Genomic DNA, 13,671 nt, shown 5'->3' with positions numbered 1-13,671 from the left:
CCGTCGTCGACGAGGGCACCCCGACCCTGCTCGCGTTCGCCTCGCCCGAACGCGCCCGGGCCGCCGCCCTCGCCCGCGGCCTCGACGCGTCGTCGGCCGACCGCCTGGTCTGGCGTGCGCCCGCCGACTTCGTGGCGGACGTCGGCACGTACACCCGTGCCGGACTGAGGCGTCTTGCCCTCGACCCCGACCAGCACGGGGCGTCCGGCACCCTCGCGGTGCTGCCCGAGATCGCACGACTCGTCCGGCGCTGAGCTCCGGGCGTCCGCCGAGCACCGTCGGGCATTCCTGGCCCGTCAGTTCCAGCGGTAGCCGTGCTCGGGTCGCCCGGGGCTGCCGTAGCGGGGTTCACGGGTCGCCGCCCCCGTGTCGGCGAGGGGCTCGCGGTACCGGCGCGCCGTCCCCCGCGACACCCCCGCGGCATCGGCCACCTCACCGGCGGACGGCGACCCGCCTCGACGCAGCACCGCGACCACCTGCCCGAGCGTGGCCGGGGCGAGGCCCTCGGCCAACGCCGGTGCCGGTGCCCGGCGCAGGGTGGCGAATCCGGAGTCGACGTCCGACTGGGTCACCTGCCCCTGCCCGGCGGCGAGCGAGTCGCGGAACGACCGGTAGGCACCGAGCCGGTCGGCGAAGGTCGCGAAGGTGAACGGCTTGATCAGGTACTGGACGATGCCGAGCGACACCGCCGTGCGCACGACGGCGGCGTCGCGCACCGCCGTGATCGCGATGACGTCGACGGTCGAACCCGCGGAGCGCAGCGCCCGGCAGAGCTGCAGGCCGTGTGTGTCGGGCAGGTTCATGTCGAGCAGCACGAGGTCGAGGCCGGCTCCGCCCGGCCCGCCGGCCGCGCGGACCGCGTCGAGGGTCTCGCGTCCGTCGCGGGCCCGGCCGACCACCTCGAAACCGTCCAGCCGCTCGAGGTAGGCGACGTGCGCCTCCGCGGTCAGGGGCTCGTCCTCGACGACGAGCACGCGCACCCGGTCGCCGGACGAGGAGGCGCGGGTCACGACCGCACCCCACCCCGACGTCGGGCGGTGGCGTCGGCGTCGTCCGGCCGTCGGTCGGGCAGCAGCACCGAGAAGGTGGTCCCGTCGGGTCCCGTGGCGACGTCGAGGCGACCCCCGACCCGACCCACGGCCTGACGCAGGAGCGCGAGGCCGGCGCCGCGCCCGCCCGGCGCCGCCGGCTTCGTGCGGAACCCGCGGCGGAAGGCGAGCTCGACGTCGCCCAGTCCCGGACCGGCGTCCTCGGCGTCGAGCTGGACGCCGCCCTCGGCCCGGGCGACGGTCACCTCGACCCGCGGCGATCGGGCCGGGGGAGCGGCGGGATCGAGAGGGGCGCCGTCGAGCGTCGGGGCGACCGCGTCGAAGGCGTTGTCGACGAGGTTGCCCAGGATCGTGACGAGGTCGCCGGGCTCGACGTCGATCGTCCCGAGGTCGGGCTCGACGTCGACGCGCAGCTCGATCGACCGTTCACGGGCCTGCGCCGCCTTGCCGAGCAGCAGGGCGGCGGGCGTCGGCGGGTCGATCGAGGCCACGACCCGGTCGGCGAGTCGCTGGCCGAGGTCGAGCTCGTCGGCCGCGAGCCGGAGCGCTTCGTCACCGCGCCCGCGTTCGATCAGCGACACGATCGTGTGCAACCGGTTCGAGAACTCGTGGGTCTGCGAGCGGGGCGCGTCCGAAAGGGTGCGCATCGTCTCGACCTCGCCCGTGAGGTGGGTCAGCTCGGTGTGGTCGCGCAGGGTCGTCACCGTCCCGAGCGTGCGCCGGGAGCGCGGGCGGGCCGCGCCGGTCACCGACGCCGCGCCTCCTGCCGGTGCCGCGCCTCCTCGACCGGTCGCGGGCGCCGGGCGGGGCGGGCCGTCGGTGGGCTCGGTGAGCTCCTGGTTGACGACGAGCACGCGGTCGTCGGTCACGTGCCCCGCGTCGGAGGCGCGGCGTCCGGAGGCGAGCAGCTCGCGCAGCGAGGCGGGCAGCTGCAGCTCGGCGAGCGGGACGGGGGCGTCGATGCCCCCGGGTGGCAGGTCGAGCAGTTCGGCCGCCTGGTCGTTGTAGAGCGTCAGCCGGCCGCGGTCGTCGACGAGCACGAGCCCCTCACGCACCGAGTGCAGCACCCCCTCGTAGTAGGAGAACATCCGCGCGAGCTCCTCGGGGCCGCGACCCCAGGTGACCCGCCGCAGGTACCGGCTGAGCAACCACGAGACGACGCCGCCGAGCAGCACGGTCGCCCCGGCGGCGGCGAACACGAGCGGCAGCCGCTCGCCGACCGACTGCGTGATGGTGTCGACCGTGACCCCGGCCGAGACGAGGGCGACGACCTCGCCGTCGCTCTCGATCGGCACCACCGCGCGCACCGACGGACCGAGGGTGCCGGCGTACGTCTCGGTGAACGACTCCCCGCGCAGGGCCGGCGCGATCGTGCCGACGAACGGGCGGCCGATCTCGTCGGGATCGGGGTGCGTCAGACGGGTGCGATCGGGCCGCATGATCGTGACGAAGTCGGTCGACGTGTCGCTCATCAGGGCCACGGCGTAGGGCTGCAGACGGGCGCTCGGGTCGGACGTCCCGAGGGCGTCGACGACGTACGGGTTGTCGGCGATCGAGGTGGCCAGGGCCAGGCAGGCCCGCGCGGCGGAGCGGTCGGCGTCGTCGCGGGCCGAACGGACCGTCCAGGCCGTCGCGAGCACGGTCACGGCGACGACGAAGACCACGAGCAGCGCGAACAGCCGGGTGGCGATGCTCCACCGGGTGGGATCGACGGTCATCTCGGGCGGGCTCCTCGCTGCGCTGCGGCCGGGCTCCATCATGACGCACGACCGGCGCGACCAGTATGACCACAACGTCGACGCCCACCCGGCGACCGACCAGAGTCGCGGCAACGAACCCCGCACGACCGTCGACGACGACGCCGCCGGTCACGAGCTCGAGGAAGACCCCCATGGCAAAGACGCACAAGGGCCCGCAGACCCCCACCCCCGGCGGAACGACGACGGCGGGCGGCGTCCGCGCCCGACGTCGGATCGACCGCTCGCACTGGCTCTACATCGCGGTGATCGTGGCCGTCGCGGCCGGCATCGTCGTCGGCCTCACGGCCCCCGAGGTCGCCGTGCAGCTCAAGCCGATCGGCACCGCCTTCGTCTCGCTGATCTCGATGATGATCGCGCCGGTGATCTTCTGCACCATCGTGCTCGGCGTCGGCTCGATCGCCAAGGCGGCGACGGTCGGCAAGGTCGGCGGGCTCGCGCTCGGCTACTTCATCGCGATGTCGACCTTCGCCCTGGCGATCGGCCTCGTGGTCGGCAACCTGATCCACCCGGGCGAGGGCCTGATGATCGGCTCGACCGGGTACGAGGCGCCCGCCACCGACGAGGCCGGTGGCACGGCAGGGTTCCTGCTCGGCATCATCCCCGAGACGCTCGTGTCGTCGCTGACCAGCGGCTCCATCCTGCAGACGCTGTTCGTGGCGCTGCTCGTCGGCTTCGCGCTGCAGCGCATGGGCGATCGCGGCACGACGATCCTCGAGGGCGTCCGCAACCTGCAGGTGCTGGTGTTCCGCATCCTCGCGATGATCATGTGGGTCGCCCCGATCGGTGCCTTCGGCGCCATCGCCGCGGTCGTCGGCGAGACAGGGGTCGCCGCCATCGTGGCGCTCGGCACCCTGATGGTCGCGTTCTACATCACCTGCATCCTGTTCGTCGCCGTCGTGCTCGGGACGATCCTCAAGCTCGCCACGGGCGTCAACATCTTCCGGGTGATGAAGTACCTCGGACGCGAGTACCTGCTGATCGTCTCGACGTCGTCGAGCGAGGTCGCTCTACCCCGCCTCATCGCCAAGATGGAGCACCTCGGCGTCTCGAAGCCGGTCGTCGGCATCACCGTGCCCACCGGCTACTCGTTCAACCTCGACGGCACGGCGATCTACCTCACCATGGCGTCGCTGTTCATCGCCAACGCCATGGGGACGCCGCTCAACGTCGGCGAGCAGGTCTCGCTGCTGCTGTTCATGATGATCGCCTCGAAGGGGGCCGCGGGCGTCACGGGGGCCGGCATCGCCACCCTGGCGGGAGGCCTGCAGGCACACCGCCCCGACCTGGTGGACGGCGTCGGCGTGATCGTCGGCATCGACCGGTTCATGTCCGAGGCGCGAGCGCTGACCAACTTCACCGGCAACGCCGTCGCGACGATCCTCGTCGGAACGTGGACCAAGCAGATCGACAAGGACCGCGTCGAGACCGTGCTGTCGGGTCGTGCGCCCTTCGACGAGGCGACCATGAACGCGGACGGGCACGGCGCCTCCTCGGCCTCGGTCTCCGACCCGGCCGACCCGGCCGACTCGGCCGACCGGGCCGGAGCGCGCCTGCTCGACGGACGCACGGGTGGGCTGGGCTCGCTCGAGGGCACCTCGCCCGACCGCATCTCGACCGGCTCGCTGCACGCCATGGTCGGCACCGACGGCCGCCGGGCCGGGGAGCCCCCCGCCGACGCCCCCGCCGACGACGAGCCCCGCCGCGGGTAGGGCGCGGCTCGGACCCCAGGAAGTCACCGAGACCCCCGTGCGCGTGCGGGGGTCTCGGCGCGTTCCCGGGGTCTCGCCGTCCGCCCACCGGACCGCCGCGGGTGCAGTGTGCAACATCGGCGGGGACGGCGTACCGTCGCACCCGATGTGCGGTCACGCCCCGCGGTCAGAGCCGACCGACCGGGCCCCGCAGGACGGAGCCACCATGCTGGCCGGACGCCTCGACGTCAGCACCCGCCACTTCTCGGTCACCGAGGTGCCCACCCCCGACGCCGGCCCGGGGCAGGTGCGCATCGCCGTCGCCGCCGCCGGCGTGTGTCTCAGCGACGTGCACCTGATCCAGGGTTCGCTCACGCCGCTGCACCTGCCCGGCGACACCGTCACCCTCGGCCACGAGGTCGCCGGCACCGTCGACCAGGTGGGCGAGGGCGTCACGCACGTCGCCGTCGGGGACCGCGTCCTGCTGCAGGCCGGCGAGGAGCGCGACGGTCAGGTCCACACCCGCGGTGTCGACTACGACGGCGGCTGGGCCGAGTTCGCCGTGGCCCGCGCCGACACGGTCGTGCCGATCCCCGACTCCCTGCCGTTCGAGCAGGCCTGCTTCATCCCCGACGCGGTGTCGACACCGTGGGCGGCGCCCCCCACGACGGCCGACCCCCGGCCCGGCACGGCGGTCGGGGTGTGGGGCATCGGCGGCCTCGGCGCCCACGCCGTACAACTACTCGCCCTGCTCGGGGCCGCGCCGATCATCGCCGTCGACCCCCTGCCGGGTGCGCGGGACCGGGCCCTCGACTTCGGCGCCGACCTCGCACTCGACCCCGCCGACCCGGACTTCGCCACGGCGCTCGGCCGCGCGACCGGTGGCCGGGGCCTCGCCCGGGCCTTCGACTTCGCCGGCGTGCCCGTCGTGCGTGAGCAGGCCATCGCCTGCCTCGGCTACCGCGGACGCCTGACCCTGGTCGGCCTGTCGGACAAGCCGATCACGATCACCGACGGCACGAGGTTCAGCTTCCTGCAGCAGCAGGTCCTCGGCCACTACGGCTCCGAGCCTGCCGACGTCACGACGCTCGTCGCCTTGACGGCCCGGGGGAGGCTCGACTTCTCGAAGTCGGTCAGCGCGACCGTGCCGTTGGCCGAGGCCGAGCGGGCGGTCCAGATGCTCGAGCGCAAGGAAGGCGACCCGATCCGGATCGTGCTGGTCCCGTGAACGACGCGCCCCGCGCCTCCTCGGCTCCGAACGAGGGCAACGATCGCCTCGCCGAACACGTCGACCTGCTCGTCGTCGGGGCGGGCCTGTCCGGTGTCGGGGTGGCGGCCCAGTTGCGCCGTGACTTCCCCGGGCGCAGCCTGGCCGTCGTCGAGGCGCGCGACGCGGTCGGCGGCACCTGGGACTTGTTCCGCTACCCGGGTGTCCGCTCGGACAGCGACATGTTCACCCTCGGTTACGGGTTCCGCCCCTGGCGCGACCGGCGGGCGATCGCCCCGGGAGCAGCCATCCGCGACTACGTCCGCGACACGGCCGACGAGACGGGCGTCGCCGGGCTCATCCGCTTCGGGCATTGCGTGGTCGCGGCCGACTGGTCGTCGGCCGAGGCCCGGTGGACCGTCACGATCGAGGTCGCGAGCGCGGCCGGGCCGGGCGGGTCGCCCGCCGCCGACGACGCGTCGAGCGAAGGAGGCGCGGGCCCCGCCCCGGCGTCCCGTCGCGTCACCCTCACGTGCTCGTTCTTGTTCGTCTGCTCGGGCTATTACCGCTACGACGAGGGCTGGTCGCCGGCGTTCCCGGGGCAGGAGTCGTTCGCCGGTCGCGTCGTGCACCCCCAGCACTGGCCGGAGGACCTCGACGTCGCGGGGAAGCGCGTCGTGGTCATCGGGTCGGGGGCGACGGCGGTGACGCTGGTGCCCGCCCTCGCCGAGAGTGCCGAGCAGGTGACGATGCTGCAGCGGTCACCGACCTACGTGCTCTCGCTGCCCTCGCGTCGGAAGGAGCCCCGGGCCTGGCGTCGGCTGCTGCCGCAGGCGGTCGACGACCGGCTGATCCGGTGGCGCAGCATCGGCATGGCGCTGCTCAGCTTCCAGACGAGTCGACGGTCGCCCGAGAAGATGAAGGCGTTCCTCCGGGCCCAGGTGGCCCGGCGCCTGCCGGACGACTTCGACGTCGACCGGCACTTCCAGCCGAGCTACGACCCGTGGGACCAGCGCCTCTGCATCACCCCGGACGGGGCCCTGTTCCGGGCGCTGCGCTCGGGGTCGGCGTCGATCGTGACCGACGACATCGACTCGTTCACGCCCGGCGGGGTCCGGGTCGCGGGTCGCGACGGCCAGCGGGCTCACGAGGTGCCCGCGGACGTCGTCGTCACGGCCACCGGGCTCAACCTGCTGTTGTTCGGCGGCATGCGCTTGTCGGTCGACGGGGTCGAGGTCGATCCGGCGACGCGGCTGACCTACAAGGGATTCATGCTCTCGGGGGTGCCGAACCTGGCGTTCGCGATCGGCTACACGAACGCGTCGTGGACGTTGAAGATCGACCTCGTCGTGCACTACGTCGCCCGGCTGCTGCGCCATCTCGACCGGCACGGCTACCGGTCGGCGGTGCCGATCGCGCCGGAGCGGCCGGGGCCGACGAGCCCGTTGATCGACCTGACGAGCGGTTACGTGTCACGTGGGGTGCACCTGATGCCCCGGCAGGGGTCACGGTCGCCGTGGCGGATGCACCAGAACTATCCGCGCGACGTCTGGCTGATGCGACACAGCACCGTGACCCGGGACGGCATGCAGTTCGGTCGGTGATGCTCGTCGACGGCTGAGCGGCCCGCGGCGTCGCGCCCCTCGTCGCCTGCGACCCGGGAGCCCCGGACGAGGTCACCGGACTCAGCCGACCCCCGCGAGGGCGAAGGGCAGGACGGCGGGGGCGTCGGCACGGCGTAGCTCGCGCCCGGCCACCGTGACCGTCCAGCGGCTGTCGACCAGGTCGTCGACGAGCAGCACCGGGCCGGTCACCTCGGCGAGGGCTGCGGCCAGCTCGGGGCCGACCTCGAACGACTGCCAGACGTCGGCCAGTCGGTAGACGCTGTTGCCGCCCTGGCCGCGACCGGCCGAGGGGCGGGCGTTGCCGAGCGTGCCGAGCAGCGGCAGCCGCCCGACGGTGCTGATCGCCTCGGCGAGGGACCCGACGAGCCGCGGCCGTGACGTCGACGGCATCGCCACGACGCCCACGGGCCGCTCGGCCCACGGCCACTCCTTCAGGACCCGCACGACCCCGTCGAGCAGGTGCTTCGACAGCGGAGCATCGGGGGCGTTCGCCGCGAAGACCTCGCGCAGGGTGTTGCCCCACCCGAGGTCGGTCAGTCGGGCGAGCGCACGACCCGGCTCGACCCGCTCGCCGTCGGGGATCTTGCCCTTGACGGCCACTCCGGCCCGGTCGGCACCCGTGGGCCACTGGGCCCGGGGGTCGATCTCGACGCCGACCCGGTCGAGGGTGCTCGCGGCCGACGTCGCCGCCTCGCCGGCGATGTCGGTCGGGTACCAGGCGCCGGCGCAGACGTCGCACCGCCCGCAGGGCTCGGCGGCCGGGTCGTCGAGGTCGACCTGCAGCATCTGCATGCGGCAGGTCTCACCGCGTTCGAACGCGAGCATGGACTCTTGCTCGTCCACCCGGGCGGCGGCGATGCGCTCGTAGCGTTCGGCGTCGTAGACCCAGGGCTCGCCCGTGCTCACCCAGCCGCCCTGCACCCGGCGGACGGCGCCGTCGACGTCGAGCACCTTGAGCATGAGTTCGAGCGGGGTGCGCTTGACGTCGACCCGCGCCTCGAGGGCGGGCGTCGACAGCGGCGTCTCGCTCAGCTCGGCCAGCACGGCCGCCGCCCGTGACTCGGACGGCATGGAGGCCGTGGCGAAGTACTGCCAGATCTCGGCGTCCTCGGTGCCGGGCAGCAGCAGCACGTCGGCGTTGTCGGTCGCACGACCCGCACGGCCGATCTGCTGGTAGTACGCGACGGGCGACGACGGTGCGCCGAGGTGGATCACGAAGCCGAGGTCGGGCTTGTCGAAGCCCATGCCGAGGGCGCTCGTGGCGACCAGGGCCTTGAGGTCGTTGCCCTTGAGGCGCTGTTCGAGCTGTTCGCGTTCTTCGGGGTCGGTGCGGCCGGAGTACGACCGCACGTCGTGCCCGGCCTCGCGCAGCAGTCGGGCGGTGTCGTCGGCCGCCGAGATGGTGAGCGTGTAGATGATGCCGCTGCCGGGCAGGTCGGCGAGGTGGCTCAGCAGCCACCCCAGACGGTCTCGTGAGGTCGGCAGCTGCAACACCCCGAGACGCAGGGAGGCGCGGGCCAGCGACCCACGGATCGTCAGCACCTCGTCGCCGGGCCCCACGGCGAGTTGCTCGGCGACGTCGGCCACGACGCGGGCGTTGGCCGTGGCGGTCGTGGCGAGGACGGGCACGCCCGTGGGCAGGGTGCGGATGAGGTCGGCGAGGCGACGGTAGTCGGGTCGGAAGTCGTGGCCCCAGTCCGAGATGCAGTGCGCCTCGTCGACGACGAGCATGCCGAGCCGGGCGATGAGGACGGGCAGCTGCTCGTCGCGGAACCGCGGGTTGTTGAGTCGCTCGGGGGAGACGAGCAGCACGTCGATCTCGTCGTCGACGAGCTGCTGCTGGACGTCGGACCACTCGTGGGCGTTCGCCGAGTTGACCGCGACGGCCCGGACCCCGGCCCGGGCGGCGGCGGCCACCTGGTCGCGCATCAGGGCCAGCAGGGGCGACACGAGCAGGGTCGGGCCGGTGCCGCGCCGGCGCAGCAGCAGGGTGGCGATGAAGTACACCGCGGACTTGCCCCACCCGGTGCGCTGCACGACGAGGGCCCGGCGACGATCGGCGACGAGGGCTCGGATGGCCTCGAGCTGCCCGTCGTGGAAGGCGGCGTCGGCGCGCCCGGTGAGCGCGCGCAGCAGCCCGAGGGCCTCGGCGGCGCTGTCGGGCGCGGTGCGCGTCGGTGTCATGCGCCCATGGTCGCAGAGCCCACCGTCACCCGCCTGACGGACGGAGGGCGCGACCACCCGTCACCGGGTGGTCGCGCCCTGAGGACGAGACGAGGAGGGGGTCAGCCCTCCGAGGAGTCCGAGCCCGGCTCGGCCGGGGGAGTCGCCCGCTTGCCCAGCTCGACCGCGACGAACGAGGCGGCGACGCCGGCGACGAGGGCGAAAACCGTTCCTCCGGCACCCCACGACTTTTTTCCGAAGAGCTGGTCGACCGACGGGCCGCCGGGGCCGGAGGCCAGGGCTGCGGCGGCGGCGATCAGGACGGCGTTGTACTCGTAGCCCCCTTCGGTCACCCACGGGCCCTTGGCGAGGTGGACCTTGCGGACGGCGGTGACCATCGTGCCGACGATGCCGGCGGCGGCGAGCGGGGTCGCCGCGCCGAGGGCGAGGGCGGCGCCGCCGGCGGTCTCGGTGACGGCGACGAGGCGGGCGTTGCGGGCTGCGGGGTGCATTCCCGTGCCCGCCATCATCTGCTCGGTGCCGGCGAGACCCGGCCCGTCGAAGGCGCCGGTCAGCTTCTGGAGTCCGTGGCCGACGAAGAAGCCGCCGACGGTCAGGCGGGGGAGGGTGGATGCGAGGCTCATGCACCGTTCCTACCCGGTGTGGGCCCTCACCGTCCGCGGTGGGGGTGTCCGGTCCGCCCGCTCGTGTCAGGATCGGGGGATGCGCGCCGTTCAGTACGACCAGTTCGGGTCGGTTCCGACCATCGTCGACCTCCCGGCACCCGTGCCGCCGGCTCACGGTGTCGTGGTCCGCGTCGCGGCCACGGGGGTGTGCCGGAGCGACTGGCACGCCTGGAAGGGCCACGACGACTCGGTGCGCCTTCCGCACGTGCCGGGTCACGAGTTCGCGGGCGTGGTGACGGCCGTCGGCGCCGACGTCGCCCGGGTCGTCGTCGGGACCCGCGTGACGGCCCCCTTCGTCTTCGCGTGCGGCACGTGCGACCAGTGCCGTGCCGGAGCCACCCAGGTGTGTTCCCGTCAGCAGCAGCCCGGCTTCACGCTTCCCGGGTCGTACGCCGAGTCCCTGGTCGTCCCGCACGCCGACGTGAACGTCATCGCCCTGCCGGACGAGGTCGGATTCGTCGAGGCGGCGGCGCTCGGCTGCCGATTCGGCACGGCGTACCACGCGCTGCACGCCCGGGCGCGGGTCGAGGCGGGGGAACGGGTGGCCGTCTTCGGCTGCGGTGGAGTGGGTCTCTCCGCGGTCGCCGTGGCGGTCGCCGCCGGTGCCCGTGTCGTGGCGTCGGACATCTCCCCGGCAGCGCTCGAGCGGGCCGCGGCGCTGGGCGCCGAGGTCGTCCGGATGGACGATCTCGCCGTCGACCGGGTGCGAGCCCTCACCGGCGGAGGGGCAGACGTGGCGCTCGACGCGTTCGGCAGCCGGGTGACGTCGGCGGCGTCCGTGGCGTCCCTCCGACCGAGGGGTCGGCACGTCCAGGTGGGCCTGCTGCTCGACGAGGAGGCCGCCCCGGTGATCCCGATGGGCCGCGTCATCGCCGACGAGCTCGAACTGCTGGGCAGCCACGGCATCTCGGTCGGCGAGTACGCCGCGATGATCGACGACGTCGTCGCGGGTCGACTGCGACCGCAGGAGTCGATCGGCCGCACGATCACCTTCGACGACCTGCCGGACGCCCTGGCCGCCATGGACCGGCCGGCGGTCACGCCCGGGATGACGGTGGCCGTGTTCTGACCCGACCCACCTCAGCCGCCGCAGGTCGGCGATGCTCAGCCGGATCAGGCAGAGCATGCCGATCAGCGTGAAGTACGAGCCCGCCTGTCCGGGGAGAATGGCCCCATGACTGCTCGCCAGGGAATCGACGTCGCGGCCGAACTCGGACAGGTGACCGACCATTGGACGCCTCGGGTCGTCGGGCAGGTCAACGACCAGTACGTGAAGGTGGCGAAACTGCTCGGCGAACTCGTGTGGCACGCCCACGAGGCCGAGGACGAGATGTTCCTCGTCGTCTCGGGCACCCTGCGCATCCAGCTCCCCGACGACCACGAGGTGGTCCTCACCCCGGGCCAGTTCTACGTCGTGCCGCGGGGCGTGGGGCACAACCCCGTCGCCGACGAGGAGGTCGAGATCGTCCTCGTCGAGACCACCACGACGGCCCACACCGGTGACGTCGTCGTCGATCGCACCGTGCCCGTCGACCGCCAGGTCGGCGACTTCCGCTGACTACGACGCCGAGGAGGCGCGGGGCGCGGCCTCGAGGACGGCGCGGGCGACCCTGTCGACGGGGCCGAGGACGAGGGCGTCCCGGGCGGCGGCGTCGTCCCGCTCGGATTCGTGCAGGACGACCGTCGTCCCGCGGCGGGCACCCACGTAGTCGACGATCCCGTGCTCGCGCACGACGTCGGCGGGAGCGTCGCCGTGGCCACGGTAGGCCTCACGGTCCGCGGTGCCGAAGCGCGGGTCGAAACCCTCCGCCGCCAGATCGGCGACCTCGACCGAGTCCGGGGGCAGGGCCTGCTCCAGTCGCCGGGCGAGACCGGCGGTCAGTGACTCGTGATCGGGGTGGGCGGTGACGATGAGCGTGTTCACGGCGACCGGTCAAGCCGGACCCCCTGGAGACCCGTCGGCAGGGCAGGGCAGGCTAGCCGCCGCGGGTCCACTCCGCGACGAGCGCGACGGCCTGGGCGTACTCGGCCAGCCCGGGCCGGTTCAAGAACGCGTGGCGGGTGCCCGGCAGGACGTGGTGCCGCACGTCGACCCCCGCGTCGGCGAGCTCGACGGCGAAGAGGTCGCCCGAAGCGCGCATGTTGTCGCGCTCGGCGTTCACCACCAGTGTCCGGGGGAAACCCGAGAGGGTGTGACCGCCCGGGAAGGCGAGACGGTCGGCCAGTGCACTGCGCGACCCGGTGTAGTTGCGGTTCATCGCATCGAGGGCCCACCTCGCGTGGCTCAGGCCACGGTGACCACGGGACCGGTGGTGCACCTCCGCCACCCGGGGGTGTGCGGCGTGGAAGAAGCCGTAGGCGAAGACGGCGCCGTTCGGAGGACGACCGTCGTCGATCGTGCGGAGGGTGGCCGCCGCGGCCAGACACGCCCCCGCACTCGCGCCTCCTACGATCACACCCCCGGGCGACCGGTCGCCCACCTCGCGATAGGCCGACAGGACGTCCTCGAGTGCCCCCGGGTACCGCACCCGGGACGGCATCGACCGACCGGCCACGAGGCCGAGCCCCGGGGGAGGCGCGAGACGGTAGTCCACCGTCGCGACCCTCACCCCGCGTGCGGCGAGCGACCGAGCGACGTCGTGCGCCTCCGGCTGGTCGAGCCCCCCGCGGAAGAACCCGCCGCCGTGCAGCCACAGCAGCGTCGGCCCGGGCGACCCCGTCGACCCCGGCCACGGCTCGTACCAGCGGACGGGCACGGCGGACCCGACGGGGACGATGCCGCTCACGCGGGGTCGACCGCGTCGCCGGGCAGGATCAGCAGGTCGAGGTGGTCCTGCAGCTGCTGCACCACGTCGATGCGTCCCGGGTCGAGCAGCCACTGCAGCTGGATGCCGTCCCACAGGGCCACGGGTCCGGGCGCCGCCCGGGCGGGGGCGGCCCCGGGGCGCGACCGGCCCCGCGCCTCCGGGGCTCGCGGGGCGTCGCCGTCCTCGGCACGCAGACGCTCGAAGCGTCCGGGGGCGTGGCCGCTGCGGGGGTTGTGGGTGGGGACCGCCTCGCCCGCCAGCACCGCGTACAACGCGATGAGCCCGGGCACCGTCTCGTTGTGCCGAGCCTGCCCGAGGACGGTCTCGACCAGACCCCCACAGTCCGGAGGCGCGGCCGAGCGGTCCGAGACCGCGTCACGTCGCTCGAGCACGGCGAGCAGCAGGGCGCTCTTCGACGGGAAGTAGTGCAGCAGGCTCGTCTGGCTCATGCCGACCACCTCGGCCACGTCACGGAGGGAGCCGCCGACATAACCCTTCGTCGAGAACACCTCGAAGGCCGCGTCGACGATCGAGGCCCGCCGCTCGGCCGACTTCGCGAACGGCCCGCGGCGCGCGGGACGAGCGGAACCGGACGGGCCCGGGCCTCCGGCCCCAGAGGCACTCGCGGGGGGGCCGATGGTCGTCATGATCGGCCACTCTACGACCTCCCAGGCACCCCGCAGGTG

At 73.7% G+C, this 13,671-nt stretch carries 13 protein-coding genes; 6 read left to right on the top strand and 7 right to left on the bottom strand.

What is annotated here, in order from left to right; translation table 11 throughout:
* On the top strand, nt 1-254 hold a 254-nt coding region (locus AEQ27_RS17805; protein WP_054146549.1), incomplete at its 5' end, for a hypothetical protein.
* 42 nt (nt 255-296) lie between these two features.
* Here the strand turns inward: AEQ27_RS17805 and AEQ27_RS10180 are convergent.
* Both AEQ27_RS10180 and AEQ27_RS10175 read right to left on the bottom strand, forming a co-directional pair.
* Nucleotides 297-1,010 carry a response regulator gene (locus AEQ27_RS10180; RefSeq protein WP_235451054.1) on the bottom strand — a complete coding sequence of 238 codons (714 nt, stop codon included), beginning with the start codon at nt 1,008-1,010 and terminating at the stop codon, nt 297-299.
* Entirely contained in the window at nt 1,007-2,767 is a 1,761-nt protein-coding gene (locus AEQ27_RS10175) for a sensor histidine kinase (RefSeq protein ID WP_054146548.1), read from the bottom strand. The genes AEQ27_RS10180 and AEQ27_RS10175 overlap by 4 nt, the downstream gene beginning before the upstream one ends.
* Before the next feature lie 173 nt (nt 2,768-2,940).
* On the opposite strand from AEQ27_RS10175, the gene AEQ27_RS10170 reads away from it, so the two are divergent.
* The 3 genes from AEQ27_RS10170 to AEQ27_RS10160 all read left to right on the top strand — a co-directional run bounded on the left by AEQ27_RS10170 (nt 2,941) and on the right by AEQ27_RS10160 (nt 7,308).
* A complete protein-coding gene (locus tag AEQ27_RS10170) occupies nt 2,941-4,518 on the top strand; it encodes a cation:dicarboxylate symporter family transporter (protein ID WP_082383436.1) in 1,578 nt (525 codons plus the stop codon).
* Nucleotides 4,519-4,723: 205 nt separating this feature from the next.
* The gene (locus tag AEQ27_RS10165) at nt 4,724-5,725 is read left to right on the top strand and encodes a zinc-binding dehydrogenase (protein ID WP_082383435.1); all 1,002 of its coding nucleotides are present in this window, start codon (nt 4,724-4,726) and stop codon (nt 5,723-5,725) included.
* The gene (locus AEQ27_RS10160) at nt 5,722-7,308 is read left to right on the top strand and encodes an NAD(P)/FAD-dependent oxidoreductase (RefSeq protein WP_054146546.1); all 1,587 of its coding nucleotides are present in this window, start codon (nt 5,722-5,724) and stop codon (nt 7,306-7,308) included. The genes AEQ27_RS10165 and AEQ27_RS10160 overlap by 4 nt, the downstream gene beginning before the upstream one ends.
* 81 nt (nt 7,309-7,389) lie before the next feature.
* Here AEQ27_RS10160 and AEQ27_RS10155 read toward each other — a convergent pair whose 3' ends face one another.
* Nucleotides 7,390-9,513, bottom strand: coding sequence for an ATP-dependent DNA helicase RecQ (locus tag AEQ27_RS10155; protein WP_054146545.1), 2,124 nt, complete (start codon nt 9,511-9,513; stop codon nt 7,390-7,392).
* Between the two features lie 101 nt (nt 9,514-9,614).
* Complete coding sequence (locus tag AEQ27_RS10150; protein WP_054146544.1) at nt 9,615-10,136, bottom strand: DoxX family protein; 522 nt, start codon at nt 10,134-10,136, stop codon at nt 9,615-9,617.
* 79 nt (nt 10,137-10,215) lie between these two features.
* On the opposite strand from AEQ27_RS10150, the gene AEQ27_RS10145 reads away from it, so the two are divergent.
* Both AEQ27_RS10145 and AEQ27_RS10140 read left to right on the top strand, forming a co-directional pair.
* Complete coding sequence (locus tag AEQ27_RS10145; RefSeq protein ID WP_054146543.1) at nt 10,216-11,247, top strand: alcohol dehydrogenase catalytic domain-containing protein; 1,032 nt, start codon at nt 10,216-10,218, stop codon at nt 11,245-11,247.
* A 105-nt stretch (nt 11,248-11,352) separates the two neighbouring features.
* The gene (locus tag AEQ27_RS10140) at nt 11,353-11,736 is read left to right on the top strand and encodes a cupin domain-containing protein (RefSeq protein ID WP_054146542.1); all 384 of its coding nucleotides are present in this window, start codon (nt 11,353-11,355) and stop codon (nt 11,734-11,736) included.
* Here the strand turns inward: AEQ27_RS10140 and AEQ27_RS10135 are convergent, their stop codons facing one another.
* Genes AEQ27_RS10135 through AEQ27_RS10125 form a run of 3 tightly spaced genes read right to left on the bottom strand, consistent with a single transcriptional unit; the run spans nt 11,737 to nt 13,632 of the window.
* Complete coding sequence (locus tag AEQ27_RS10135) at nt 11,737-12,102, bottom strand: NAD(P)H-dependent oxidoreductase (protein ID WP_054146541.1); 366 nt, start codon at nt 12,100-12,102, stop codon at nt 11,737-11,739. It lies immediately after the preceding gene.
* 52 nt (nt 12,103-12,154) lie between these two features.
* Nucleotides 12,155-12,964: an alpha/beta hydrolase gene (locus tag AEQ27_RS10130; RefSeq protein ID WP_054146540.1), complete on the bottom strand. Its 810-nt coding sequence runs from the start codon at nt 12,962-12,964 to the stop codon at nt 12,155-12,157.
* Nucleotides 12,961-13,632, bottom strand: a complete 672-nt coding sequence (locus AEQ27_RS10125; RefSeq protein ID WP_152970306.1) for a TetR/AcrR family transcriptional regulator — start codon at nt 13,630-13,632, stop codon at nt 12,961-12,963. The genes AEQ27_RS10130 and AEQ27_RS10125 overlap by 4 nt, the downstream gene beginning before the upstream one ends.
* Nucleotides 13,633-13,671 lie beyond the last annotated feature (39 nt).

The organism is Frigoribacterium sp. RIT-PI-h, from assembly GCF_001297205.1.
Lineage (GTDB): Bacteria > Actinomycetota > Actinomycetes > Actinomycetales > Microbacteriaceae > Frigoribacterium.
This window is presented reverse-complemented; position numbering and strand designations above follow the sequence as displayed.